General features: G+C 68.6%; 22 protein-coding genes and 1 pseudogene. 14 read left to right on the forward strand and 9 right to left on the reverse strand.

Going from position 1 to position 24639, the window contains the following annotated elements; translation table 11 throughout:
- Positions 1-2: 2 nt before the first annotated feature.
- The 3 genes from B7D75_RS04630 to exaC form a co-directional block, all read right to left on the reverse strand.
- Complete coding sequence (locus tag B7D75_RS04630) at positions 3-1397, reverse strand: ethanolamine ammonia-lyase subunit EutB (protein WP_012074408.1); 1395 nt, start codon at positions 1395-1397, stop codon at positions 3-5.
- Positions 1398-1457: 60 nt separating this feature from the next.
- Positions 1458-2906 carry an ethanolamine permease gene (gene eat, locus B7D75_RS04635; protein WP_003155254.1) on the reverse strand — a complete coding sequence of 483 codons (1449 nt, stop codon included), beginning with the start codon at positions 2904-2906 and terminating at the stop codon, positions 1458-1460.
- Between the two features lie 205 nt (positions 2907-3111).
- The gene (gene exaC, locus B7D75_RS04640) at positions 3112-4632 is read right to left on the reverse strand and encodes an acetaldehyde dehydrogenase ExaC (protein ID WP_053813409.1); all 1521 of its coding nucleotides are present in this window, start codon (positions 4630-4632) and stop codon (positions 3112-3114) included.
- Positions 4633-4969: 337 nt separating this feature from the next.
- Here exaC and eatR point away from each other — a divergent pair, with 337 nt between their 5' ends.
- The 4 genes and pseudogenes from eatR (at position 4970) to B7D75_RS29695 (ending at position 9307) form a co-directional block, all read left to right on the forward strand.
- Entirely contained in the window at positions 4970-6892 is a 1923-nt protein-coding gene (eatR, locus tag B7D75_RS04645) for a sigma-54-dependent transcriptional regulator EatR (protein WP_034079801.1), read from the forward strand.
- 145 nt (positions 6893-7037) lie between these two features.
- On the forward strand, positions 7038-8405 hold the full coding sequence (mpl, locus tag B7D75_RS04650) for a UDP-N-acetylmuramate:L-alanyl-gamma-D-glutamyl-meso-diaminopimelate ligase (RefSeq protein ID WP_034079802.1): 1368 nt from the start codon (positions 7038-7040) through the stop codon (positions 8403-8405).
- Positions 8402-9030: pseudogene (ubiX, locus tag B7D75_RS04655) on the forward strand (flavin prenyltransferase UbiX). The gene mpl and the pseudogene ubiX overlap by 4 nt, the downstream one beginning before the upstream one ends.
- Positions 9014-9307: a YceK/YidQ family lipoprotein gene (locus B7D75_RS29695; RefSeq protein ID WP_124082834.1), complete on the forward strand. Its 294-nt coding sequence runs from the start codon at positions 9014-9016 to the stop codon at positions 9305-9307. The pseudogene ubiX and the gene B7D75_RS29695 overlap by 17 nt, the downstream one beginning before the upstream one ends.
- 19 nt (positions 9308-9326) lie before the next feature.
- On the opposite strand, the gene B7D75_RS04660 is transcribed toward B7D75_RS29695, so the two are convergent.
- From B7D75_RS04660 to B7D75_RS04670, 3 genes are all read right to left on the reverse strand, one after another.
- Positions 9327-9968: an oxidoreductase gene (locus B7D75_RS04660; protein ID WP_107113785.1), complete on the reverse strand. Its 642-nt coding sequence runs from the start codon at positions 9966-9968 to the stop codon at positions 9327-9329.
- A gap of 46 nt (positions 9969-10014) precedes the next feature.
- The gene (locus tag B7D75_RS04665) at positions 10015-11754 is read right to left on the reverse strand and encodes a C13 family peptidase (RefSeq protein WP_107113786.1); all 1740 of its coding nucleotides are present in this window, start codon (positions 11752-11754) and stop codon (positions 10015-10017) included.
- Between the two features lie 208 nt (positions 11755-11962).
- Positions 11963-12418, reverse strand: a complete 456-nt coding sequence (locus B7D75_RS04670; protein WP_012074418.1) for a MaoC family dehydratase — start codon at positions 12416-12418, stop codon at positions 11963-11965.
- A gap of 193 nt (positions 12419-12611) precedes the next feature.
- Between B7D75_RS04670 and B7D75_RS04675 the strand changes: the two genes are divergently transcribed.
- From B7D75_RS04675 to B7D75_RS04685, 3 genes are read left to right on the forward strand one after another with little or no spacing between them, the layout of a single operon-like run.
- Positions 12612-12974, forward strand: a complete 363-nt coding sequence (locus B7D75_RS04675) for a CidA/LrgA family protein (RefSeq protein WP_003155583.1) — start codon at positions 12612-12614, stop codon at positions 12972-12974.
- A complete protein-coding gene (locus tag B7D75_RS04680; protein WP_043103692.1) occupies positions 12974-13684 on the forward strand; it encodes an LrgB family protein in 711 nt (236 codons plus the stop codon). Before B7D75_RS04675 ends, B7D75_RS04680 begins: the two co-directional genes overlap by 1 nt.
- Before the next feature lie 19 nt (positions 13685-13703).
- Positions 13704-14297 (forward strand): LON peptidase substrate-binding domain-containing protein, encoded by a 594-nt coding sequence (locus B7D75_RS04685; RefSeq protein WP_058136950.1) that lies wholly within the window; start codon positions 13704-13706, stop codon positions 14295-14297.
- A 10-nt stretch (positions 14298-14307) separates the two neighbouring features.
- On the opposite strand, the gene B7D75_RS04690 is transcribed toward B7D75_RS04685, so the two are convergent.
- Both B7D75_RS04690 and B7D75_RS04695 read right to left on the reverse strand, forming a co-directional pair.
- Positions 14308-15621 carry a bifunctional DedA family/phosphatase PAP2 family protein gene (locus B7D75_RS04690; RefSeq protein ID WP_053813411.1) on the reverse strand — a complete coding sequence of 438 codons (1314 nt, stop codon included), beginning with the start codon at positions 15619-15621 and terminating at the stop codon, positions 14308-14310.
- Entirely contained in the window at positions 15618-16337 is a 720-nt protein-coding gene (locus B7D75_RS04695; RefSeq protein WP_003155579.1) for a DNA-3-methyladenine glycosylase, read from the reverse strand. The genes B7D75_RS04690 and B7D75_RS04695 overlap by 4 nt, the downstream gene beginning before the upstream one ends.
- Positions 16338-16400: 63 nt before the next feature.
- Between B7D75_RS04695 and B7D75_RS04700 the strand changes: the two genes are divergently transcribed.
- The gene (locus B7D75_RS04700) at positions 16401-17258 is read left to right on the forward strand and encodes a class I SAM-dependent methyltransferase (protein ID WP_012074423.1); all 858 of its coding nucleotides are present in this window, start codon (positions 16401-16403) and stop codon (positions 17256-17258) included.
- Positions 17259-17265: 7 nt separating this feature from the next.
- On the opposite strand, the gene B7D75_RS04705 is transcribed toward B7D75_RS04700, so the two are convergent.
- Positions 17266-18489, reverse strand: a complete 1224-nt coding sequence (locus B7D75_RS04705; protein ID WP_107113787.1) for an alpha/beta fold hydrolase — start codon at positions 18487-18489, stop codon at positions 17266-17268.
- Between the two features lie 295 nt (positions 18490-18784).
- Between B7D75_RS04705 and B7D75_RS04710 the strand changes: the two genes are divergently transcribed.
- From B7D75_RS04710 to rodA, 6 genes are read left to right on the forward strand one after another with little or no spacing between them, the layout of a single operon-like run.
- Complete coding sequence (locus tag B7D75_RS04710; protein ID WP_107113788.1) at positions 18785-20050, forward strand: glutamate-5-semialdehyde dehydrogenase; 1266 nt, start codon at positions 18785-18787, stop codon at positions 20048-20050.
- On the forward strand, positions 20050-20694 hold the full coding sequence (gene nadD, locus B7D75_RS04715; protein WP_003153394.1) for a nicotinate-nucleotide adenylyltransferase: 645 nt from the start codon (positions 20050-20052) through the stop codon (positions 20692-20694). The genes B7D75_RS04710 and nadD overlap by 1 nt, the downstream gene beginning before the upstream one ends.
- A gap of 22 nt (positions 20695-20716) precedes the next feature.
- Positions 20717-21073 carry a ribosome silencing factor gene (gene rsfS / locus B7D75_RS04720; RefSeq protein ID WP_003153392.1) on the forward strand — a complete coding sequence of 119 codons (357 nt, stop codon included), beginning with the start codon at positions 20717-20719 and terminating at the stop codon, positions 21071-21073.
- 7 nt (positions 21074-21080) lie between these two features.
- Positions 21081-21548 (forward strand): 23S rRNA (pseudouridine(1915)-N(3))-methyltransferase RlmH, encoded by a 468-nt coding sequence (rlmH, locus tag B7D75_RS04725; protein WP_107113789.1) that lies wholly within the window; start codon positions 21081-21083, stop codon positions 21546-21548.
- A 12-nt stretch (positions 21549-21560) separates the two neighbouring features.
- Positions 21561-23501 carry a penicillin-binding protein 2 gene (mrdA, locus tag B7D75_RS04730; protein WP_003153390.1) on the forward strand — a complete coding sequence of 647 codons (1941 nt, stop codon included), beginning with the start codon at positions 21561-21563 and terminating at the stop codon, positions 23499-23501.
- A gap of 31 nt (positions 23502-23532) precedes the next feature.
- The gene (gene rodA, locus B7D75_RS04735; RefSeq protein ID WP_074197275.1) at positions 23533-24636 is read left to right on the forward strand and encodes a rod shape-determining protein RodA; all 1104 of its coding nucleotides are present in this window, start codon (positions 23533-23535) and stop codon (positions 24634-24636) included.
- Positions 24637-24639 lie beyond the last annotated feature (3 nt).

The following is a 24639-nucleotide window of genomic DNA, read 5'->3' on the forward strand; positions in this document are numbered from 1 at the left end:
CCTCAGGCCAGTTGCGCCAGGGCCTGGCGGAACGCCGGCGGTAGTTCCTCACCGAAGCGGATACGCCCGTCGGCCTGGGTGAAGATGCCCATCCGCTGCAACCAGTCCTCGAATTCCGGCGCTGGCTTCAGGCCCAGCGTCTGGCGCGCGTAGAGGGCGTCGTGGAAGGAAGTGGTCTGGTAGTTGAGCATCACGTCGTCGGAGCCGGGAATGCCCATGATGAAGTTGATCCCGGCGACGCCCAGCAGGGTCAGGAGCATGTCCATGTCGTCCTGGTCGGCCTCGGCGTGGTTGGTGTAGCAGATGTCGCAGCCCATCGGCACGCCGAGCAGCTTGCCGCAGAAGTGGTCTTCCAGGCCGGCGCGGATGATCTGCTTGCCGTTGTACAGGTACTCGGGACCGATGAAGCCGACCACGGTGTTCACCAGGAACGGCTTGAAGTGGCGCGCCACTGCGTAGGCGCGGGTCTCGCAGGTCTGCTGATCGACGCCATGGTGGGCGTTGGCCGAGAGCGCGCTGCCCTGGCCGGTCTCGAAGTACATCAGGTTGTTGCCGAGGGTGCCGCGCTTCTGGCTGAGCCCGGCCTCGTAGCCTTCCTGGAGGATCTTCAGGCTGATGCCGAAGCTGGCGTTGGCCGCCTCGGTGCCGGCGATCGACTGGAACACCAGGTCCAGCGGCACGCCGCGATTGATCGCCTCGATGGAGCTGGTGACGTGGGTCAGCACGCAGGCCTGGGTGGGAATCTCGTAGCGCTGGATGATCGCGTCGAGCATCTCCAGCAGGGCGCAGATCGAGGCCATGCTGTCGGTGGCCGGGTTGATCCCGAGCATGGCGTCGCCATTGCCGAACAGCAGACCGTCGAGGATGCTCGCGGCGATACCGGCCGGGTCGTCGGTCGGGTGGTTCGGCTGCAGGCGGGTGGAGAGCCGGCCGCGCAGGCCGAGGGTGTTGCGGAAGCGGGTGACCACGCGGATCTTCTGCGCCACCAGGACCAGGTCCTGGACGCGCATGATCTTCGACACCGCCGCCGCCATCTCCGGCGTCAGGCCCGGAGCCAGGGCGCGCAGGCTGGCCTCGTCGGCGGCGTCGCCGAGCAGCCAGTCGCGAAAGCCGCCGACGGTGAGGTGGGACACCGGGGCGAAGGCGTCGCGCTGGTGGGTGTCGATGATCAGGCGGGTGACCTCGTCGTCCTCGTAGGGGATCAGCGCTTCGTCGAGGAAGTGTTTGAGCGGGATGTCGGCCAGGGCCATCTGCGCGGCGACCCGCTCGCCGTCGTTGCTCGCCGCGACGCCGGCGAGGAAATCGCCGGAGCGCGCGGGGCTGGCCTTGGCCATCACGTCCTTGAGGCTGTCGAAACGGTAGGTCTCGCCGCCGACGCTATGGGTGAATCGTGCCATGTGTTTCTCCAGCGCCCGGCCTCGCCGTGCGGCGGGCCGGGCTTTGCTTGTCGTTGTCGCTCAGCGCAGGTCCTGTTCCGCCGCCTGGATCGCGGCGAACTCCTCTTCCGGGGTGCCGGACACCAGATGATGCCGACTGTACAGGGCGAAGTAGCCGATCAGTACAGCGTAGATCGCCACCGCGCCGACCACGACCCGCGGATCGACCAGGAAGCCGGCGACCACCGCGACGCAGGCCAGCGCCAGGGCCACGCCGGAGGTGAGGACGCCACCAGGGGTGCGGTAGGGGCGCTGCATGTCCGGACGGCGCACGCGCAGGGTGATGTGCGCGGCCATCATCAGCACGTAGGAGATGGTCGCGCCGAACACCGCGACCAGGATCAGCAGGTCGCCCTGGCCGGTCAGCGACAGGCCGAAGCCGATCACCCCCGGCACCACCAGGGCCAGCACCGGCGCCTTCTTGCGGTTGGTCAGCGAGAGGCTGCGCGGCAGGTAGCCGGCGCGGGAGAGGGCGAAGATCTGCCGCGAGTAGGCATAGATGATCGAGAAGAAGCTGGCGATCAGCCCGGCCAGGCCGACCAGGTTGACGAACTGGCTCATCCAGGTCGAACCCTTGTAGGCCGACTCCAGCGCCTCCACCAGCGGATTTCCCGAGCCCATCAGCTCCTTGGCCCCGGCGGCGCCCGGCCCGACGACCAGAATCAGTGCGGCGAAGGCGAGAAGCACCAGCATGGCGCCGATCAGGCCGCGCGGCAGGTCGCGCTTGGGGTTCTCGGTCTCCTCGGCGGCCAGCGGTACGCCTTCGACGGCGAGGAAGAACCAGATGGCGTAGGGGATCGCCGCCCACACCCCGACATAGCCGAACGGCAGGAAGCTGCTGGCGCCGGTCGCCGTGGTCTGCGGGATGTTGAACAGGTTGGCCGGGTCGAAGTGCGGAACCATCGCGACGATGAACACGCCGAGGGCTATGGCCGCTACCGCGGTGATGATGAACATCAGCTTCAGCGCCTCGCCGGCGCCGAGAATGTGGATGCCGATGAACACCATGTAGAACACCAGGTAGATCAGCCAGCCGCCGACGCCGAACAGCGATTCGCAGTAGGCGCCGATGAAGCAGGCGATGGCCGCCGGGGCGATGGCGTATTCGATGAGGATCGCGGTGCCGGTGAGGAAGCCGCCCCAGGGACCGAAGGCGCTGCGGGCGAAACCGTAGCCGCCGCCGGCGGTGGGGATCATCGAGGACAGTTCGGCCAGCGAGAAGCACATGCACAGGTACATGGTGGCCATCAGCAGGGTGGCGAGGAACATCCCGCCCCAGCCACCCTGGGCCAGGCCGAAGTTCCAGCCGGCATAGTCGCCGGAGATCACGTAGGCGACGCCGAGGCCGACCAGCAGGACCCAGCCGGCGGCGCCTTTCTTCAGTTGACGGTGTTGGAAGTAGTCGGCGTCGACGCTTTCGAAGTCGACCCCGGAGGTTGCGGGCGCATGGCCGGTTTGTTCGAGGGACATGGGTTTTCACCTCATCTTGTTGTTATCGACCCCGGGTTTTCCCGGTGGTGTGCTGTACGTGGTGAACGCAGGCAATAGCTGTGCCAGCCGCTCTGCAATCGGCCTGGCGAGGAGGTGGAAGGGGCGCCGCCGTCAGCCTCGGCGGCGAGTTTCACGAGCCACCGCGACCGCTCCGGGAAAGAGCGGTCGCGGCCGATCCGAGGTCTTAGAAGAAGCCCAGCGGATTGATGTCGTAGCTCACCAGCAGGTTCTTGGTCTGCTGGTAGTGGTCGAGCATCATCTTGTGCGTCTCGCGGCCGACGCCGGACTTCTTGTAGCCGCCGAACGCGGCGTGGGCCGGGTACAGGTGGTAGCAGTTGGTCCACACGCGGCCGGCCTTGATCCCCCGGCCCATGCGGTAGGCGCGGTTGATGTCGCGGGTCCAGAGGCCGGCGCCGAGGCCGTACTCGGTGTCGTTGGCGATGGCCAGGGCTTCCGCCTCGTCCTTGAAGGTGGTGACGCCGACCACCGGGCCGAAGATTTCCTCCTGGAACACGCGCATGCCGTTGTGCCCCTTGAGCAGGGTCGGCTGGATGTAGTAGCCGCTGGCCAGGTTGCCTTCGAGCTTCTCGGCGCTGCCGCCGGTGAGCACTTCGGCGCCTTCCTGCTGGGCGATGTCGAGGTAGGAGAGGATCTTCTCGTACTGCTGCTGCGAGGCCTGGGCGCCGACCATGGTCTCGGTGTCCAGGGGGTCGCCGCGCTTGATCGCCCTGACCTTCTTCAGCACTTCTTCCATGAACGCCGGGTAGATCGACTCCTGGACCAGCGCGCGGGACGGGCAGGTGCACACCTCGCCCTGGTTGAAGAAGGCCAGCACCAGGCCCTCGGCGGCCTTCTCGATGAACGCCGGCTCGGCCTGCATGATGTCTTCGAAATAGATGTTCGGGCTCTTGCCGCCCAGCTCGACGGTGGAGGGAATGATGTTCTCCGCCGCGCACTTGAGGATGTGCGAGCCGACCGGGGTGGAACCGGTGAAGGCGATCTTGGCGATGCGCTTGCTGGTGGCCAGGGCCTCGCCGGCCTCCCTGCCGAAGCCCTGGACGACGTTGAGCACGCCCGGCGGCAGCAGGTCGCCGATGAGTTCCAGCAGCACGCAGATGCCCAGCGGGGTCTGCTCGGCCGGCTTGAGCACCACGCAGTTGCCGGCGGCCAGCGCCGGGGCCAGCTTCCAGGCGGCCATCAGCAGCGGGAAGTTCCACGGGATGATCTGCCCGACCACGCCCAGCGGCTCATGGATGTGGTAGGCCACGGTGCTGTCGTTGATCTCGGCGGCGGAGCCTTCCTGGGCGCGGATGCAGCCGGCGAAGTAGCGGAAGTGGTCGGCGGCCAGGGGGATGTCGGCGTTGAGGGTCTCGCGCACGGCCTTGCCGTTGTCCCAGGTCTCGGTGACGGCGAGCAGTTCCAGGTTCTGTTCGATGCGGTCGGCGATCTTCAGCAGGATGTTCGAGCGCTCCTGCACCGAGGTGCGGCCCCAGGCGTCGGCGGCGGCGTGGGCGGCGTCGAGGGCCTTGTCGATGTCCTCGGCGGTGGAGCGGGGGAACTCGGCGATCGGCTGGCCGTTCACCGGCGAGGTGTTGGTGAAGTACTGGCCCTTGACCGGAGGCACGAATTCGCCACCGATGTAGTTGCCGTAGCGGGCCTTGAAGGAAACGATGGCGCCTTCGCTACCGGGATGGGCATAACGCATGGTGGTATCTCCTGGCTCTTGTGTTTATTAGGGGAGGATGCGCTGTCGCGCTTGTCGAGAGCATGCAGCAAGGGCCGGGCCAGAGTTGCGAAAGGCCCGTGGCAGAGCGGCTGGGGCTTTCCTGCGGGGTGTCGGCGAGGGGGCCGTGTCACGCGGGTGAGACGTCCGGGGGTGACAATTCGTACCGTTTCCGGCGCAGCGCATGACTCATCGGTCAGTCCGTCGTTGCATTGCGCCCCGCCCTGTTGGATGCTGCACGTCTAGCCGTCCGGATAGACGCGGACCGATCCACCGCGCCCAGGCAAGAGACGGCCCATCCCTCGCGGAGACCATAACAATGCCTGCCAGCTCCATGAGCCGCCACGCGCGGCAAGTGCTGACCGTCGCCCAGGGCAAGATCCCGCCGGGCGGCCCGGCCACCGACCCGTCCATCGCCCGTTCCTGGCTGCGTTGCCTGGAGCAGCACCATCTCGATCCGGGCCAGCCGATGGCTCCGATGGTGCTCGAGCACGCGCGCATGCTCGAACGCCGCGAGCGCCTGCAACAGGTGCTGGAAATCGCCGACGGCGAGATGCACAGCCTCTACCAGCAGCTTTCCGGCAGCGATCACGCGGTGCTGCTCACCGACGCCCGCGGGGTCATCCTCAACTGCGTCAACGCCGACGCCCAGCGCCAGACCTTCGAGCACGCCGGCCTCTGGCTCGGCGCCGACTGGAGCGAACCCTGCGAAGGGACCAACGGCATCGGCACCTGCGTGGTCGAGCGGCAGGCCCTGACCATCCAGCAGGAAGAGCACTTCCGCAGCCGCCACACCGGCCTGACCTGCTCGGCGAGCCCGGTGTTCGACCCACAGGGCGAACTGATGGCGGTGCTCGACGTATCCTCGGCGCGCCAGGAGGTGTCGCGGCAGAGCCAGTTCCACACCATGGCGCTGGTCAACCTGTCGGCGAAGATCATCGAAGGCTGCTACTTCCTCCGTCGCTTCGAGGGTTCCTGGCTGCTGCGCTTCCATGTCCAGGGCGACTATGTCGGCCTGTTCAGCGAGGGTCTGCTGGCCTTCGAGGAGGACGGGCGGATCCGCGCGGTGAACCAGAGCGCGCTGAACCTGCTCGGCTGTCCGCGCCAGCGCCTGCTCGGCCAGCCGGTGGAAGCCTTCTTCGATTGCCGCCTCGACGACCTGCTCGGCCGCGCCTCGCCGCAACCCGCCGCCAGCTGGCCGCTGCGCACCCGCGAGGGACGGACCCTGTACGCCATGTTGCGGGGCGCGCCGCGGGCGATCCCGCAGGCCCTGGTGGTGCCGTCCGTACCCGCGCCACCGTCGGCGCCGGGCCTGTGCCTGGGCGACGCCGAGCTGGCCGCCGACTTCCGCCGGGCGCTGAAGGTCTATGCGCGTGACGTGCCGCTGCTGCTCAACGGCGAGACCGGCTCCGGCAAGGAAGCCTTCGCCAAGGCCGTGCACCTGGCCGGACCGCGCGCGCGCCAGGCGTTCGTCGCGCTGAACTGCGCGGCGATCCCGGAAACTCTGATCGAGAGCGAACTGTTCGGCTACCGCGGCGGCAGCTTCACCGGCGCGCGCAAGGAGGGCATGCGCGGCAAGCTGCAGCAGGCCGACGGCGGCACCCTGTTCCTCGACGAGATCGGCGACATGCCGCTGGCCCTGCAGACCCGCCTGCTGAGGGTGTTGGAAGAGCGCCGGGTGGTGCCGCTGGGCGGCGAGCCGCAGGATGTCGACGTGCGCCTGATCAGCGCCACCCACCGCGATCTTGCCGGCCTGGTCGCCGATGGGCGCTTCCGCGAGGACCTCTACTATCGCCTCAACGGCATGGTCCTCAGCCTGCCGCCGCTGCGCGAGCGCAGCGACCGCGAGGAACTGCTCGACTACCTGCTGGCCGAGGAGGCCAGGGGCCAGGCCATCCAGCTCGATGCCGAGGTTCGCCGGGGCCTGCTGGCCTATCGCTGGCCGGGCAACGTCCGGCAGATGCGCACGGTGCTGCGGACCCTGGTGGCGCTCTGCGAGGACGGCCGGGTCGGCCTGCGCGACCTGCCGGCCGATATCCGCCAGGCCCTGGCGGCGCTGCCGACGGCCGAGGCGGCGCCGGTCGCCGCCAACAGCCTGGAGGACGCCGAGCGCGTCGCCCTGCTGGCGGCGCTGGACGGCCAGCGCTGGCATATGAGCCGGGTCGCCGAGCAACTCGGGATCAGCCGCAACACGCTGTACCGCAAGCTGCGCCGCCACGGCCTGGTGCGCGGCCGGGCCTGAGTGCGCGGACGCGCTTCCCGCTCTGCCGGGAACCGCGTCCGCGCCGCGTCGTCTGATGCCGCGACGCCGGGCGGCCGGCACCTCCGCTGTGCTAATCTGCCGCCCATTCACAGCGCCTTCGACGGCTTGATCTGCAGGAGTCTGCATGCACATCCACGTACTCGGCATCTGCGGGACCTTCATGGGCTCGCTGGCCGTGCTGGCCAAGGAACTGGGCCACCGGGTGACTGGTTCCGACGCCAACGTCTATCCCCCCATGAGCACCCAGCTGCAGGCCCAGGGCATCGAACTGATGCAGGGCTACGACCCGGCCCACCTGGAGCCGGCGCCGGACCTGGTGGTGATCGGCAACGCCCTGTCGCGCGGCAATCCGGCGGTGGAGCATGTCCTGAACAAGGGCCTGCCCTACGTCTCCGGCCCGCAATGGCTGGCCGACCACGTGCTGCAAGGGCGCTGGGTGCTGGCGGTGGCCGGTACCCACGGCAAGACCACCACCACCAGCATGCTCGCCTGGGTCCTGGAGCACGCCGGCATGAGCCCGGGCTTCCTGATCGGCGGCGTGCCGCAGAACTTCGGGGTCTCGGCGCGCCTGGGCGGCACGCCGTTCTTCGTGGTCGAGGCCGACGAGTACGACAGCGCGTTTTTCGACAAGCGCTCGAAGTTCGTCCACTACCGTCCGCGCACGGCGATCCTGAACAACCTGGAGTTCGATCACGCGGACATCTTCCCCGACCTCGCGGCCATCGAGCGGCAGTTCCACCATCTGGTGCGCACCGTGCCGGGCGAGGGCCTGATCATCCGCCCGAGCGCCGAGAAAGCGCTCGAACGCGTGCTGGAGATGGGCTGCTGGACCCCGGTGCAGACCACCGGCGAAGGCGGCCAATGGCAGGCGCGCCTGCTCGCCGAGGATGGTTCGCGCTTCGAGGTGCTGTTCGACGGCGTGCTCCAGGGTGAGGTGAACTGGCCTCTGACCGGCCTGCACAACGTTGCCAACGCCCTCGCCAGCCTGGCGGCTGCGCGCCATGTCGGCGTGCTGCCGGACCAGGGCGCTGCGGCGCTCAGCGCGTTCCGCAACGTCAAGCGGCGCATGGAGAAGGTCGCGGAAGTCGATGGCGTGACCATTTTCGACGACTTCGCCCACCATCCGACCGCCATCGCCACCACCCTCGACGGCCTGCGCAAGCGGGTTGGCGCGGACACCCAGGTGATCGCCATCGTCGAGCCGCGCTCCAACTCGATGAAGCTCGGCGCCCATCGCGACGGCCTGCCGGACAGCGTGCGCCAGGCCGATCAGGTGCTCTGGTACGCGCCGCCGAACCTGGGCTGGGACCTGGCCGCCACCGCCGCGCAGTGCGCGGTGCCGTCGCAGGTCTGCGACTCCCTGGAGGCGATCATCGTCCAGGTGCGCCACCTGGCGAAGCCTGGCGCCCAGGTGGTGATCATGAGCAACGGCGGCTTCGGCGGCTTGCATGGCAAGCTGGCCGCGGACCTGGCCGAACGAGGGGCGCGATGAGCGGTCCGGAACGCATTACCCTGGCGATGACCGGCGCTTCCGGCGCCCAGTACGGCCTGCGTTTGCTCGACTGTCTGGTGCAGGAAGAGCGCGAGGTGCATTTCCTGATCTCCAAGGCCGCGCAACTGGTGATGGCCACCGAGACCGACGTCGCCCTGCCGGCCAAGCCGCGGGCGATGCAGGCCTTCCTCACCGAATACTGCGGCGCCGCCGCCGGACAGATCCGCGTGTTCGGCCAGCACGACTGGATGGCGCCACCGGCGTCGGGCTCCAGCGCGCCCAATGCGATGGTGATCTGCCCGTGCTCCACCGGCACCCTGTCGGCGGTCGCCGCCGGCGCCTGCAACAACCTCATCGAGCGCGCCGCCGATGTCGCCCTGAAGGAGCGCCGGCCACTGGTGCTGGTGCCGCGCGAGGCGCCGTTCTCCAGCATCCACCTGGAGAACATGCTCAAGCTGTCCAACCTTGGCGCGGTGATCCTGCCGGCGGCGCCGGGTTTCTACTACCAGCCACAGTCGGTGGAAGACCTGGTCGATTTCGTCGTGGCGCGGATCCTCAATACCCTGGGGATTCCCCAGGACATGCTGCCGCGCTGGGGGAACAGCACCTTGTCAGCGACGAGTAGGGCGCTGCTGCTGATCCTGGCGCTACAACTGGCCGGCTGCGCTACCGTGCGCACGCTGGACGCGGCCAAGCCCGGCGCGCCGGTGGTCTATGCCGGCACCCGGCTGGACTGGTACAGCCTGCACGGCGGCTGCTGCCCGATGGAGCGCTTCGGCGCCGAGGCACCGGCTCATGCGGGTCTCGACCTGCCGGGCAGCGCGCTGCTGGACACCCTGTTGCTGCCGTTCTCGCTGGCCACCGCCATCGGCCTCAACCTCGGCGTCAGCGGCGGCATGTAGGGCGGGACCCGCCCGAGGCTCATTTCCCCAGCTTGCGCAACTCGTCGGACTCGACGAAGCGCACGCCCTTGCCTTCTTCCAGCGCCAGGCGCCAGAGCGCGCGAGCCAGGTCGCAGGCCTCGATGCCGTGGTACTTGCCGGGAAGGATCCGGGCGATCGGCGCGGCGAGGATCTCGGCGAGGCGGAATTCCTCGCGCGGGCCGAACAGCAGCGATGGCCGGGCGATGGTCAGTTGTGGCCAGCCCTGCTCCTGCAGGGCCTGTTCCAGTTCGCCCTTGACCCGGTTGTAGAAGATCGACGACTTGGCGTCGGCGCCCAGGGCGCTGACCACCAGGTAATGCCGGGCGCCCATTTCCAGCGCGCGCTTGCCGACCGCGATCGGCAGGTCGAAATCGACCGAGCGGAAGGCTTCCTCCGAGCCGGCTTCCTTGATCGTGGTGCCGAGGCAGCAGAAGGCGATGTCGATGCTCCCGCTCAGTTGCGGCAGCAGTTCGGCCAGTGGGCCGACCGGGTTGTCCAGCCGCGGATGCTCGGCCAGCGCCTTGCGGGCGGGCGCGATGACCTTGGCGAGGGTCGGCTCGCTCAATATCCGGTCCAGCAGGTGTTCGCCGGTAAGACCGGTCGCGCCGGCGAGCAGAACGCGCTTGGGCGTCGAGTGCATGTGTGTATCTCCCCTTCCACACCAATGAGCGTAGTGCGCGGCGAATCTATTTGCCCGCCGTGCCCTCGCCGGTTGTTTCCTCCCGGGACGCGAGCGCACCCGCGGCATGCTGCCCCCGCAGCGTCCGCCAGTGCGCGAGCACGCGTTCCGGTAGCCAGGCTTGGGGTTCCGAGGCTTCGAAACCCTCTTCCTTCTCTCTTTGACGCACTTCCTCCTTCGCCAGTTCGAAGGCCCTGGCGAGGTCATCGGTGCGGTGCAGCGCATTGGCCAGCAAGGCGCGGCCGAAGTAGGTGAAATCGGCGTCGTCGGAACAGCCGAACGAGACCCGGTCGGCACGCGCCGCGGTCAGGACCAGGGTGCGTTCGTCCTTCAGCGGCGGGATGAACCCTCCGCTGTAGCAGGCCGATACCACCAGCACCTTGTCGCGCTTGCGCAGCGGCGCGAGCAGTTCGGCCAGTTCCGCGGCCGGCAGGTCGCCGAGGTTCAGGCCGGGCATGTCCAGGGCCAACTGGTGGTCGCTGGAGCCGTGGCTGGTCAGGTAGATGAAGACCAGGTCTTCCGGCCCGCTGCGTTCGGCCAGGGTGCGCACGGCGCGGGACAGGCTTTCCCGGGTGGCCAGCGGGCGGTCGCCGAAGTGGTCGCGATGGTTGACCAGGCGGATCACGCCACGAGCGGCGAAACGCTGGCCGAGCAGGTCGCCGGCGTAATCGGCCTCGCGCAGGAACACGCCCTGGCGACCGTCGCCGCCCAGGCTCAGGGCATAGAGCTCGCTGGCCGGCGTCGAGGCCGGAAGCTTGTCCAGTTCTTCGTCGAGCAGGCGACCCTGGGCCAGCAGGCCGACCTCGAGGGTGTCGGGCAGGACCTTGCCGGCGGCGTCGCGGATGCGCTTGCCGTCGGCCCAGAGTCCCTGCTCGCGGCTACCGTCGGCGCGACTCAGGCTGCCTTGTCCGGCATAGGCGCCGGCGGCGAAGCCGCCTTCGTAGCGGCTGCCGTCCAGTTGTTCGAGCAGGCCCTGGCCATGGAAGCGCCAGAACTGGAAGCCGCCGCGATAGCGGCTGCCATCGGCGCCGAGGAACTCTCCGGTGCCGTTCAGCGCGCCTTCGCTGAAGCGGCCGCTCCAGACATCGCCGCTGGCGCTTTCGTAGCGACCCTGGCCATGGAACTGGTTGTCCTTGAACTGCCCGTCGTAGCGGTCGCCATCGGGGCCGTTCCAGCGCCCCTTGCCGTTCAGCATGCCGTCGCGAAAGGTGCCGGCGTACTGGTTGCCCTGGCTATCGGTGAAAAGGCCTTCACCTTCCAGCCGGCCCCGGCGGAAGCTGCCCTGGTAGCGGCTGCCGTCGCTGCCCTCCAGGCTGCCCTGGCCGCTGTACAGGCCCTTGCGGAAGCCGCCGCGGTAGCGATCGCCCTGCTGCTCCAGAGCGCCTTCGCCATCGAACAGACCCTGGCGAAATCCACCCTGGTAGACGCTGCCGTCGGCCAGCGCCAGGCGGCCCTGGCCGTCGAACAGGCCGGCGGCGAAGCCGCCGCTGTAGCGGCTGCCGTCGGCGCCCTGCCAGGTGCCATGGCCATGCAGCAGGCCATGCTCGAAGCGGCCGACGTACCAGGCGCCGTTGTCGTAGTCCAGCCGGCCCTGGCCTTCCAGGCGCCCGTCCACCAGTTCGCCGCGATAGCGCGCGCCGTCCGGCAGGCGTGCGTCGGCCGGCAGCAGCGGTTCGCCCTCGCCGCAGGCGGCGAGCAGGATGACCAGGGCGGAGCAGAGCGAGAGAGACCTGGCGGGGCGAAGCATGCGGCGTTCCCGATGAGTGGTTCGGTCCGAGGGTGAAGGGGAGACAGTGTGGCGGAAAAATCGTTGCCTGGCAGTAGAGTATTTCCCCGCCGGCGCAGGACGCCCCCGCGAGCGGGGGCGATCGGCTCCCTCTCCTTTCAGGGAAAGGGGGATAGCGGCGCAACGGCGCCTGGCCGTCAAGCGAACGGCAGCGCTCGCTGGGGCGGGCTCAGACGAAGCAGAGGCTGAGGGTCTCGGCGATATAGGCGGGTTTCTCCTGGCCTTCGATCTCCAGGGTGGCGCGGGCCTTGATCAGCCACTGGCCGGGGTTCTTCTCGTTGACGTCGAGCAGGGTCAGGCCCAGGCGGACCCGCGAGCCGACCCGCACCGGCTGGATGAAGCGGACCGTGTCGAGGCCGTAGTTGACCGCCATCTTCAGCCCTTCGGGCAGTACCAGCAGGCCTTCCATCAGTTTCGGGATCAGCGACAGGGACAGGAAGCCGTGGGCGATGGTGCCGCCGAAGGGCGTCTTCGCCGCTTTCTCCGGGTCGACGTGGATGAACTGGTGGTCGCCGGTGCATTCGGCGAACTGGTCGACCCGCTCCTGGTCGATGGTGAGCCATTCGGAATGGCCGAGATCCTTGCCGACATAGTCCTTGAGCGTTGCTACGGGTACGAATGGCATAAGTCCTCCGGGAGGATGGCTGTTGTTCTCGAGGTGCAGGAAGATCAGCACGCGTCGGCGAGCGGGTCAAGAAACCATCGGCCTGGCGAATACCCGGTCATGCGGCGCCGCGACTACGACCGATGGCCAGGCGAAGAGCGTGCCAATGTCCGGGCGGGCTGGGCATAATGGTCGGCCCTGGCTGGAGGTGCCCATGTTGCTTCGTGGTCTGACCTGGCTGGTGCTGTTCCAGTTGCTCGGTACCGGTCTGAACGTTCTGTTGTTGCCCATGCTGCCCGGGCCGATCATCGGCCTGGTACTGCTGTTCGGCTATTTCCTGCTGCGTGGCGAGGTCGGCAAGCCGCTCAACGAGGCGGCCGGCGCGCTGCTGCGCTACCTGCCGCTGCTGCTGGTGCCGGCGGCGGTCGGGGTGATGGCCTACGCGCGGGAGATCGCCGCCGACTTCTGGGCCATCGTCGGCGCGCTCGTGCTGTCGCTGGTGGTCTCGTTCCTGTTCGCCGGCTGGATGATGCAGAAGCTCATCGACCGCCAGCAACGTCGCCGGGAGGAACCCTGATGGCCTGGCAGGCCGCCCTCGCGGCGGTGATCCACCATCCGTTGTTCGGCGTCGGCGTGACGCTCGGCGCCTACCAAATGGCCCTGGCCGCCTACGAACGGACCCGCTGGGTATTCCTGCAGCCGGTGCTGGTGTCGATGCTGGTGGTGATCGGCGTGCTGCTGCTCTGCGGCATCGACTACGAGGAATACAGCGCCAGCGCCAAGGTCCTGACCATCCTCCTCGGTCCCGCCACGGTAGCCCTGGCGGTGCCGCTGTTCCTCAATCTGCGGCGTATCCGCCAATTGTTCTGGCCGACCCTGCTGACCCTGGTCGTCGCCGGTACGCTGGCGACGGTGCTGGGCATCGCATTCGGCTGGCTGTTCGGCGCCGAACCGCGGATGCTGATGAGCATGGCGCCGAAGTCGGTGACCTCGCCGATCGCCATGCTGGTGGCCAGTCAGATCGGCGGCGTGGCGGCGCTGGCCGCCGTGTTCGTCCTGATCACCGGGGTCCTCGGGGCGATCCTCGGCCCGGAGCTGTTGCGCGCCATCGGTGTCCGCCATCCCGCCGCGCAGGGCATGGCGCTGGGCATGACCGCCCATGCGGTGGGCACTTCGCGGGCCTTGCAGGAGGGCGAGGAGTGCGGCGCCTTCGCCGCCCTGGCGATGAGCCTGATGGGCGTCGCCACCGCAGTGCTGCTACCGTTGGCGGTAGCGCTGGTCGCCTGACGATGCCCGAGGAGTCGCGATGAAGTTGCCGCTGTTCCCCCTCAACGCCGTGCTGTTCCCCGGTTGCCGCCTGGATCTGCAGATCTTCGAGGCGCGCTACCTGGACATGCTCAGCCGCTGCATGAAGCAGGGCACCGGTTTCGGCGTGGTGACCATCGGCGAAGGGCGGGAGGTCGGCGAAGCGCCGAGCCGCCTGGCGATGGTCGGCTGCGAGGCGTCGATCCGCGACTGGCAGCAGCGCCCGAACGGCCTGCTGGGGATCCGCGTGGAAGGCGGCCGGCGTTTCCAGGTGCTGTCGGTGGAGGTCCAGGCCGACCAGCTCAGCGTCGGCGAGATCGAGTGGTTCGACGACCTGCCGGAGCAGCCCCTGACCCACGAGCACAACGATCTCGCCGCGCTGCTCGGCGTACTGGCCGAGCATCCTATGGTGGCCGCGCTGGAGATGGGCGGCGAGCCCGCCGGCCAGCAGGACCTGGCGAACCAGCTGGCCTACCTGCTGCCGTTCGACACCGAGCGCAAGCTGGAGCTGCTCGCTTTGCCCAACGCGCAGACGCAACTGGCGCGGATCCAGGTGCTGCTGGAGCATCTGCAGGGCGAACTGGGCAGCGACTGAACCGCCGCCGTCACAGTGGCCGGTAGCGCGCGATGGCCTCCGGCAGGGCCCAGCCGGCGGCGATCGCCAGGGTTGCCACGCAGACCGGCAACAGCAGCCACCAGACCCGTTGCGGCAGCGCCGGCAGCGACTCGCGGCGCTGGCTCAGCCACAGGCTGGCGGCGCATACCGTGGTGGCGAGCAGGGCACCGGCGATGATGTCCGACGGCCAGTGCACGCCAAGGTAGACCCGCGACAGGGCGATGCTCAGCGACGGGATCACCGCCAGCAGTACCCAGGTCAGGCGCCAGCGTGGCGGCTGCTGGCGGCTGGCGAGCACGCCCAGGGTGAGGAAGAAGGCGAAGGACGCCGAGCTGTGTCCGCTGGGGAAGCTGAAGCTGCTCAGCGGTTCGGCCAGCACTTCCGGGCGGGCGCGGGCGAACAGGGTCTTCAGCGCCTGGTTGGCCAGGGCGGTGCCGACCAGGGTACCGATGGCGAACGCGGCCGGACGCCATTGCCGGGTCAGCAGGAGGATACCGCCGAGCAGGGCGCCGGCGATGAACTGGGTGCGGAAATCGCCGAGCCGGGTGACCACCACCATCACCGGGTTCAGCTCGGCGTTGCGGTGCTCCTGGACCAGCGTCATCAGGCCCTGGTCGAGGTCCTGCAGGTACGGCCAGGCGACGGTCATCGCCAGCAGCAGGACCAGGCTCAGCGCGGCCGCCACCGCGGTTGCCCAGCGTTTGCGCCGCAGGCTGGCCTGGACTACCACGCCGACCAGCACCGCCAGGCAGACCGCGACGATCCCGGCTTCGCTCCAGAAGCCTTCCGGCAACGGCAGGCGCAGGGCTGCGCCGGTGGCCCAGCCGGGCAACAGGTAGGCGACCGCCCAGCCGGCGGCGGCGATCAGCGAAACGCCGAGAAAACGGCCGAACGGCATGTCGAGCATGCCGGCGACCATCGGCAGCATCGGCCGCAGGGCGCCGATGAAGCGACCGACCAGCAGGCTGGCGATACCGTAGCGCTCGAAGTACACCTCGGCGGCGGTGATCCACTGCGGATGGCTGCGCAGGCCGGGCAGGCGGCGGATGTTCTGGTGGAAGCGGCGGCCGATCCAGTACGAGCTGAGATCGCCGAGCACCCCGCCGGTGTAGGCCAGCAGCAGGGTCTCGCCGAGGCCCAGGGCGCCGCTGCCGGCGATCACCGCGACGCCGAACAGCAGCACCACGCCGGGCAGGACGATGCCGACGATGGCCGCGCATTCGAGGAAGGCGACGAGGAAGATGGCCAGGCCCAGCCATTCTGGGTTGGCGGCCATCCAGGCGTTGAAGGCGTCGAGGCTCATTGCAGGTGCGGGTCCTGGGGTCCGAGTAGTTGGTAGTCGCGCCCGGCGAGCTGGCCGCGGCGCAGCGGGTTGCGGGTGCAGAAGGCGGCGAAGGCGGCATCGACGAAACGGTACGGCAGGTGCTCGTCGCGCCCCTTCGGAATGCCCAGCCGAGCGGCTTGGACCACCTGGCTGGGGCGTTCGCCGACATCGTCGACGAACAGCCGCTGCGGATCGAAGCGCTGTGCGTCCCAGTCCGGCACCTTCAGGCCCATGGCCTTGCACAGCAGGGTCTGGCCGGCGCACAGGCGGCCGATCTCGCGGGGACGGCCCTGGCTGTCCGGGTTGAGGCTCTGCATCCGCTCCAGCGCCGCGTGGTCGCTGACGCGATCCAGCCAGGGATGGCCGGACTTGATCAGCACCGCGTTGCCCGGCCCGCCGGCGCTGAAGTTCAGCGAGTCGCCGCCGCGCGCGTAGTACATATAGATGTGCCCGCCATCGAGGAACAGCGCCTTGCGCTTCTCGGTGTAGCCGAGCGAGGCGTGGCTGCCTTTCTCGTCGAGGTAATAGGCCTCGGTCTCGATGATTCGCGCCGCCAGCCAGAGGTTTCCATGGCGATGACGGATCACCTTGCCCAGCAGTTCGCGGGCGACCAGCAGTGCATCGCGGTCGAAGAAGGCGTCGGGGAGTGGCCGGGCGTCCGGCCAGGGCAAACTAAGGATGGGATCGCGGGACATGGGATTGTCGCTGGGACCATGGCAGTCATAGGCTGGCGAATGATAACAACAAGAGCCTGAATCATGGTTGAACGAGAGCGTGTCGACAGTGCCCACATCACGCCCAGCGCCCATTACACCGGGTATGTCTGGTTCCGCCACCGGCTCGCCGAACCGGCCTTCGCCACCGCTTTCGGCCGCTGGGTGCACGGCTTCGTCGCGCCGATCAACTGGGGCGCGCAGCTCGGTTTCGGGCTGAACATCGAGGATTTCCTGTTACAAAGACACCTGCTGATCGACGCGCGCCTGTCCCAGGCCGTCGAGCGCGAGGGGGTGGTCCAGGTGGTGGAAATGGCCTGCGGACTGTCGCCGCGCGGGCGACGCTTCCGGCAGCGCTATCCACAGCTGCGCTACCTGGAGGCCGACCTGCCGCCGATGGCCGCGCGCAAGGCGGCGCTGCTCCGCGAGCAGGGCTGGCTGGGCCCGGAGCACGCGGTGGCGGCCGTGGATATCCTCGCCGAGGACGGCGAACGCAGCCTCGCCGCGTTATTCGCCGGGCTCGACCGCCAGCGTCCGCTGGTGGTGATCACCGAGGGCCTGGTGAACTATTTCCAGCGCCCGGTGATCGAGGCCTTCTGGAGTCGCCTGGCGACCGAACTGAAACGCTTCCCCCAGGGCACCTACCTGACCGACCTCTATCCGGACCTGCGCGAACACCCGCGCTATCGGCAGATCCGCTGGGGCGTGGGGATCATCGGGCGGCTGACGCGGGGAAGCTATCCGTTGCACTACCGCAATGCCGCGGAGATCGAGGCAGCCTTCGCCCGCTGCGGCTTCGCCTCGACCCTGGTGCTCGACCCCCAGCGCGACGGCGCCGCCCTGGGCTTGCCGCAGGGACGCCTGCCGAGCCTGGTGCGGGTGATCGAAAGCCGCACGGCGTAGTCGTTTCTCAGGCGACCTGCGCCCGCTGCCAGGCGGCGAGGAGGGCGGCCAGTCCGGCGCTGGCCGCCGGGTCGGAGTGCGGGAAGATGAAGGCGAAGCCGCCGGCGGTCGGACGCAGGGGCAGGATGTCCAGGTCCGCCAGGCCGTCGATGCGCAACCGCCAGCCGCGTTGCGGGCGGGATTCGGGCAGGTCGGCGTGCAGCCGCCCGCCGAAATAGCCGAGCTCCAGCAGCTCCGCCGAGCGATCGCCGAGTTGCGGATGGTCCAGTCGTGCGTGTCCATGGGCAGGCCGGCGGCGGGCCTCGAAGCGTCGCTCCAGGTCTAGCAGGCGCGTGCGTGGGATCCGCGTACTGCCCTCCGCCCGCTCCGGCAGCGCCTCGCCGCGCAGGAACGGGCCGTAGAGCCGGGCACAGGCCTCGCGCCGTTCGAACTGGGCTAGATGGTCGGCGTCGTGGATCAGGGCGAACTCGGCGTTCCCGCAGGCATGGGCGAACACCGCATGTTCCCAGGGCTGGGTGAAATGGTCGTACTCGCCGGCGAGCACCAGGGTCGGGCAGGTCGGGTGCCGCTCGAAGCCGCCGAAGGCCAGCAGGCGCCGGCTGTTCTGCCGGTAGCGTTCGATCTCCGCCGCGGTCAGGCGTTGCAACTGGCGCAGCATGGCCTTGCGAAACAGCGGGGAGACGCCGGTACGCTCCAGCTGTAGCGGGTTGATCAGGCCGGTCAGTACGCCGTGGGCGAAGGCGCTCTGGTCGCCTTCGTCGAGCCGGGCCAGGGCTTCCACCAGCAGCAGCCGGGCGCCGGGACGGCCGAACGCGGTGATGCCGGCCAGCAGCAGGCGCGCGCAGCGGCGCGGATGGCGGGCGGCGAACAGCGCGGCCAGGGCCGAGCCGTAGGACAGGCCGATGGGCATCAACGGCGGCAGGCCGAGCCGTTCGGCGAAGGCCGCGATCAGGTCGGCGAGGTCTTCCAGGCTCAGTTCGGCCGCCAGTTGCAGGTTGCCGCCCTGGCTCGGCAGGTCGAGGAGGATCACCGGGTGCTCGGCGAGCAGTTCGCTGACCTCGCCGGCGAACGAGCGGAAGCTCTGGAAGGCGCCGCCCAGCAGGAGCACCGGCGGGCGCGGGTCGTCGACGCGGGCGGCGAAGGCCTGGTAGCGCAGTTGCCAGCCGTCGAGGAGGAGGAGATTCGGTTCGCTGCTCAGCGACTGCGCGCTGTAGTCGGTCCGGTAGCGCATGGCGAGGCCCCGCGGTGTGTGCGTCGTTATTGTTGTTCTGCCGGGCGGCTGGCGGTGGGTGCAGCGGCCAGGCGCATCTCGAAGGTAAACAGAGGTAGCAATTTTGTTTACCTATCCTTCGGCCGGCGCCTTTGCCCGGGTGTCACCGTCTCGCGCACAGGCCCAGGCGCAGCGGGGCCGCCGCGTTACCGCCGGGGCGGCGGAACGCGCTGTCTACCGACCGGCTGTTGCGGCTGGGCGCGCCGGGGCAGGCTCGCTATAATCGCGCATTTCCCTGATGCCAGATGCCGAGACCATGACCGAGTCCGTCCTCGACTATATGAGCCGCCTTGGCCGCGACGCCCGCGCCGCCTCGCGGCTGCTCGCGCGCGCCGCCACCGCGCAGAAGAACCGCGCCCTGCTGGCCGCGGCCGATGCGCTGGACGCCGCTCGCGCGGAGTTGTCCCACGCCAACGAGCAGGACCTCGCCGCCGGCCGCGCCAACGGCCTGGAGCCGGCGATGCTGGACCGCCTGGCGCTGACCCCGGCGCGCATCGACGACATGATCGAGGGCCTGCGCCAGGTCGCCACGTTGCCCGACCCGATCGGCGAGATTCGCGACATGCGCTACGTGCCCTCGGGCATCCAGATCGGCAAGATGCGCGTGCCGCTGGGCGTGGTCGGGATCATCTACGAGTCGCGGCCGAACGTGACCATCGATGCCGCCAGCCTGTGCCTGAAGTCCGGCAACGCGACCATCCTGCGTGGCGGCTCCGAGGCGATCCACTCCAATCAGGCGATCGCCCGCTGCATCCAGCAGGGCCTGGCCGAGGCCGGGCTGCCCGCCGCCGCCGTGCAGGTGGTGGAAACCACCGACCGCGCCGCGGTCGGCGCGCTGATCAGCATGCCCGAGTACGTCGACGTGATCGTCCCGCGCGGCGGCAAGGGCCTGATCGAGCGCATCAGCCGCGAGGCCAGGGTGCCGGTGATCAAGCACCTGGACGGCATCTGCCACGTCTACATCGACGTCGCCGCCGACCTGGACAAGGCGGTCCGCGTCGCCGACAACGCCAAGACCCAGCGTTACGCGCCGTGCAACACCATGGAGACACTGCTGGTGCACGCCGGCATCGCCGAACGGGTGCTGCCGCCCCTGGCCACGATCTACCGCGAGAAGGGTGTGGAACTGCGCGGCGACGCCGCGACCCGCGCGCTGCTCGGCGCAGACGTGCTGGAGGCTACCGAGGAGGACTGGCGTACCGAGTACAACGCGCCGATCCTGTCGATCCGCATCGTCGACGGCCTCGGCGCGGCGATCGAGCACATCAACACCTACGGCTCGCAGCACACCGACGCGATCATCACCGAGAACTTCAGCGATGCGCGGCGTTTCCTCGCCGAAGTGGATTCCGCTTCGGTGATGGTCAACGCCTCGACCCGCTTCGCCGACGGCTTCGAGTACGGCCTCGGCGCCGAGATCGGGATTTCCACCGACAAGCTGCACGCCCGCGGCCCGGTCGGCCTGGAGGGCCTGACCAGCGAGAAGTACGTCGTCTTCGGCGACGGTCACGTGCGCACCTGATGGGCAAACGTATCGGCCTGTTCGGCGGCACTTTCGACCCCGTGCATATCGGACATATGCGCAGCGCCGTGGAAATGGCCGAGCAGTTCGCCCTCGACGAACTGCGCCTGCTGCCCAATGCTCGGCCGCCGCACCGGGACGCCCCGCAGGTGTCGGCCGCGCAGCGGTTGGCGATGGTCGAGCGGGCGGTGGCGGGGGTCGAGCGGCTGACGGTCGACGCCCGCGAACTGCTGCGCGACAAACCGTCCTACACCATCGACACCCTGGAGTCGGTGCGGGCGGAGCTGGCGGCCGACGACCAGTTGTTCATGCTGATCGGCTGGGATGCCTTCTGCGGCCTGCCGACCTGGCACCGCTGGGAGGCGTTGCTGGAGCACTGCCACATTATCGTGCTGCAGCGTCCGGATGCCGACAGCGAGCCGCCGGAAGCGCTGCGCGACCTGCTGGCGGCGCGGAGCGTGGCCGACCCGCGGGCCCTGAAAGGACCGGGCGGGCAGATCACCTTCGTCTGGCAGACGCCGCTGGCGGTGTCCGCCACCCAGATCCGCGCGTTGCTGGGGAACGGGCGTTCCGTGCGTTTCCTGGTGCCGGACGCGGTATTGAACTACATCGAGGCGCACCACCTGTATCGTGCGCCACACTGATAAAGAAACAGAGACCGACTCAATGCAAACCGAACAACTCGTCCAGCTGGCCATCGATGCCCTGGAAGACCTCAAGGCCCAGGACATCGTGACCCTCGATGTGCGGGACAAGACCAGCGTCACCGACTACATGGTGATCGCCTGCGGCAGTTCCAGCCGCCAGGTCAAGTCGCTGGCCGACAACGTCCTGACCAAGGCCAAGGAAAACGGCGTCAAGCCCCTGGGCAGCGAAGGCCTGGAGTCCGGCGAATGGGCGCTGCTCGACCTGGGCGACGTGGTGGTCCACGTGATGCTCCCGGCGACCCGCCAGTTCTATGACCTGGAGCGCCTCTGGCAGGGCGCCGAGCAGAGCCGCGCCCAGCACCAGCCGGAAGAGTGACGCCGGCATGCGGTTGCGCCTGATCGCGGTTGGCTCGCGCATGCCTCGCTGGGTCGAGGAAGGCTGGCAGGAGTACGTCAAGCGCCTGCCGGCCGAGCTGTCCCTCGAACTGGTGGAGATCCCGCTCAACACCCGCGGCAAGAACGCCGACGTGGCGCGCCTGATCCGTCAGGAAGGCGAGGCCATGCTGGCGCGCGTGCAGCCGGGGGAACGGGTGGTTACCCTGGAGGTCGAAGGGCGGCCCTGGAGCACCGAGCAACTGGCCCGCGAGCTGGACCGCTGGCGCCTCGATTCGCGTACCGTGAACCTCATGGTCGGCGGCCCGGAAGGGCTGGCGCCGGAGGTCTGCGCGCGCAGCGAGCAGCGCTGGTCGCTGTCGCCGTTGACGCTGCCGCACCCGCTGGTGCGGATCCTGGTCGGCGAGCAGATCTACCGGGCCTGGACCGTATTGTCCGGGCACCCCTACCACAAATAGTCCCCAGTCCCGATGCCGCAGCCGATCCACCTGAAAGACCACGAGAAAGACGCCCGCCTGGTGCGTCGGCGTGTCATCGTCGGGGCGGTGGCGGTGGTCCTGCTGACCCTGGTGCTGGTGGCGCGCATGTACCACCTGCAGGTGACCCAGTACGAGTACCACTCGACGCTGTCGGAGAACAACCGGGTCCACGTGCAGCCGATCCCGCCGACCCGCGGGATCATCTTCGATCGCAACGGGGTGATCATCGCCGACAACCGGCCGAGCTTCAGCCTGACCATCACCCGCGAGCGCACCGAGGACCTGCAGAAGACCCTCGACACGCTGGTGGAGATCCTCGGCCTGAGCGAGGACGACCGGGCCATCTTCGAGAAGCGCATGAAACAGGGGCGGCGTCCGTTCGAGCCGGTTCCCATCATGTTCGAGCTCAACGAGGAGCAGATCGCCCGCATCGCGGTGAACCAGTTCCGCCTGCCGGGCGTCGACGTGGCGACCCAGTTCGTCCGCCACTACCCGCTCAAGGAGCACTTCGCCCATTCGGTCGGCTACGTCGGGCGGATCAACGAGCAGGAACTGAAGAACCTCGACCCGATCAACTACAGCGGCACCCACCATATCGGCAAGACCGGCATCGAGCGCTTCTACGAGAGCGAGCTGCACGGCACCGTCGGCTACGAGGAGGTCGAGACCAACGCCCGCGGGCGGGTGCTGCGGGTACTCAAGCGCACCGATCCGATTCCCGGCAAGGACATCGTCCTGAGCATCGACAGCCGCCTGCAGGAGGCTGCCGAGAACGCCCTGGCCGGCCGTCGCGGGGCCATCGTGGCGATCCAGCCGTCCACCGGCGACGTGCTGGCGATGGTCAGCCAGCCGAGCTACGACCCCAACCTGTTCGTCACCGGCATCAGCTTCAAGGCCTACGCCGAGCTGCGCGACTCCATCGACCGGCCGCTGTACAACCGCGTCCTGCGCGGGCTCTATCCGCCGGGCTCGACGGTGAAGCCGGCGGTGGCGCTGGCCGGCCTCGACGCCGGCGTGGTCACGCCGACTTCGCGGGTGTTCGACCCCGGCTACTACCAGTTGCCCAACTACGACCACAAGTACCGTAACTGGAACCGCTACGGCGATGGCTGGGTGAGCCTGGAGTCGGCGATCTACCGGTCCAACGACACCTACTTCTACGACCTCGCGCACAAACTGGGGATCGACCGTCTGCACGCCTTCATGAGCCGTTTCGGCTTCGGCCAGAAGGTCGCCCTGGACATGTTCGGCGAGGCCGACGGGCTGATGCCCTCGCGCGAATGGAAGCGCAAGACTCGGCGCCAGGCCTGGTACCCGGGCGAGACCCTGATCCTCGGCATCGGCCAGGGCTACATGCAGGCGACACCGATCCAGCTGGCGCAGATGACCGCGCTGCTGGCCAACAAGGGCCACTGGATCCGCCCGCACCTGGCCAAGACCATCGACGGCCAGCCGCCGCTCGACCCCAACCCGATGCCCGACATCGTGCTGCGCGACCCGGCCAACTGGGACCGCGTCGACTACGGCATGCAGCAGGTGGTGCATGGCGCCCGCGGCACGGCGCGCAAGGTCGGCGCCACTTCGGTCTATCCGATCGCCGGCAAGAGCGGTACCGCCCAGGTGGTGGCGATCAAGCAGAACGAGCGCTACGACCGCTCCAAGCTGCTCGAGCGACATCGCGACCATGCCCTGTTCGTCGGCTTCGCGCCGGCCAACAACCCGCAGATCGCGGTGGCGGTGATGGTGGAGAACGGCGAGTCCGGCTCCGGCGTCGCCGCCCCGGTGGTCAAGCAGGTGATGGACGCCTGGCTGCTCGACGAGCACGGCAAGCTCAAGGCCGAATACGCCGAACCCGTGGCGCCGCTGGCGGCGGCGGTGGCCAGGCCCGAACCCACGGCAGCCGAGCCGGAGGCGCCCGCCCTTGAACAGTAACTTCGACCGTACCCTGTCCAACGAAGACGTGATGCGCCGGCGCGCCAGCCTGCTGCAGCGCCTGCACATCGACGGCATCCTCCTGCTGCTGTTGCTGATCCTCGGCGCCACCGGCTTGTTCGTCCTCTATTCGGCGAGCGGCAAGAGCTGGGACATGCTGATGAAGCAGGCCACCTCGTTCGGCCTGGGCCTGGGCATGATGGTGATCATCGCCCAGATCGAACCGCGCTTCATGGCCCGCTGGGTGCCGCTGGGCTACCTGGTGGGGGTCGCGCTGCTGGTGGTGGTCGACGTGATCGGCCACGACGCCAAGGGCGCGACGCGCTGGATCAACATCCCCGGGGTGATCCGCTTCCAGCCCTCGGAATTCATGAAGCTGCTGATGCCGATGACGGTGGCCTGGTACCTGTCCAAGCGCAACCTGCCGCCGGGACTCAAGCACATGGTGATCAGCCTGGCGATCATCATCACCCCGTTCGTGCTGATCCTGAAGCAGCCCGACCTCGGCACCGCCATGCTGATCCTCGCTTCCGGCGGCTTCGTTCTGTTCGTCGGCGGCCTGCGCTGGCGCTGGATCGTCGGCGCGGTGTCGGCGGCGGTGCCGATCGCGGTGGCGATGTGGTTCTTCATCATGCACGACTACCAGAAACAGCGGGTGCTGACCTTCCTCGACCCGGAAAGCGACCCGCTGGGTACCGGCTGGAACATCATCCAGTCGAAGGCGGCCATCGGTTCCGGCGGGGTATTCGGCAAGGGCTGGCTGCTGGGCACCCAGTCGCACCTGGATTTTTTGCCGGAAAGCCATACCGACTTTATCATTGCGGTCCTCGGCGAGGAGTTCGGCCTGGTCGGCGTCTGCCTGCTGCTGGTGCTCTACCTGCTGCTGATCAGTCGCGGCCTGGTCATCACCGCCCAGGCGCAGACGCTCTACGGCAAACTGCTGGCCGGGGGCATCACCATGACGTTTTTCGTTTATGTCTTCGTGAATATCGGTATGGTGAGCGGGTTGTTGCCGGTGGTGGGGGTACCGCTGCCTTTCATTAGTTATGGCGGAACTTCGCTGGTTACCCTGTTGTCAGGGTTCGGGGTTCTGATGTCGATCCATACCCATCGGAAATGGATCGCCCAGGTTTGAGAC

Source organism: Pseudomonas paraeruginosa (assembly GCF_003025345.2).
Classification (GTDB): domain Bacteria; phylum Pseudomonadota; class Gammaproteobacteria; order Pseudomonadales; family Pseudomonadaceae; genus Pseudomonas; species Pseudomonas paraeruginosa.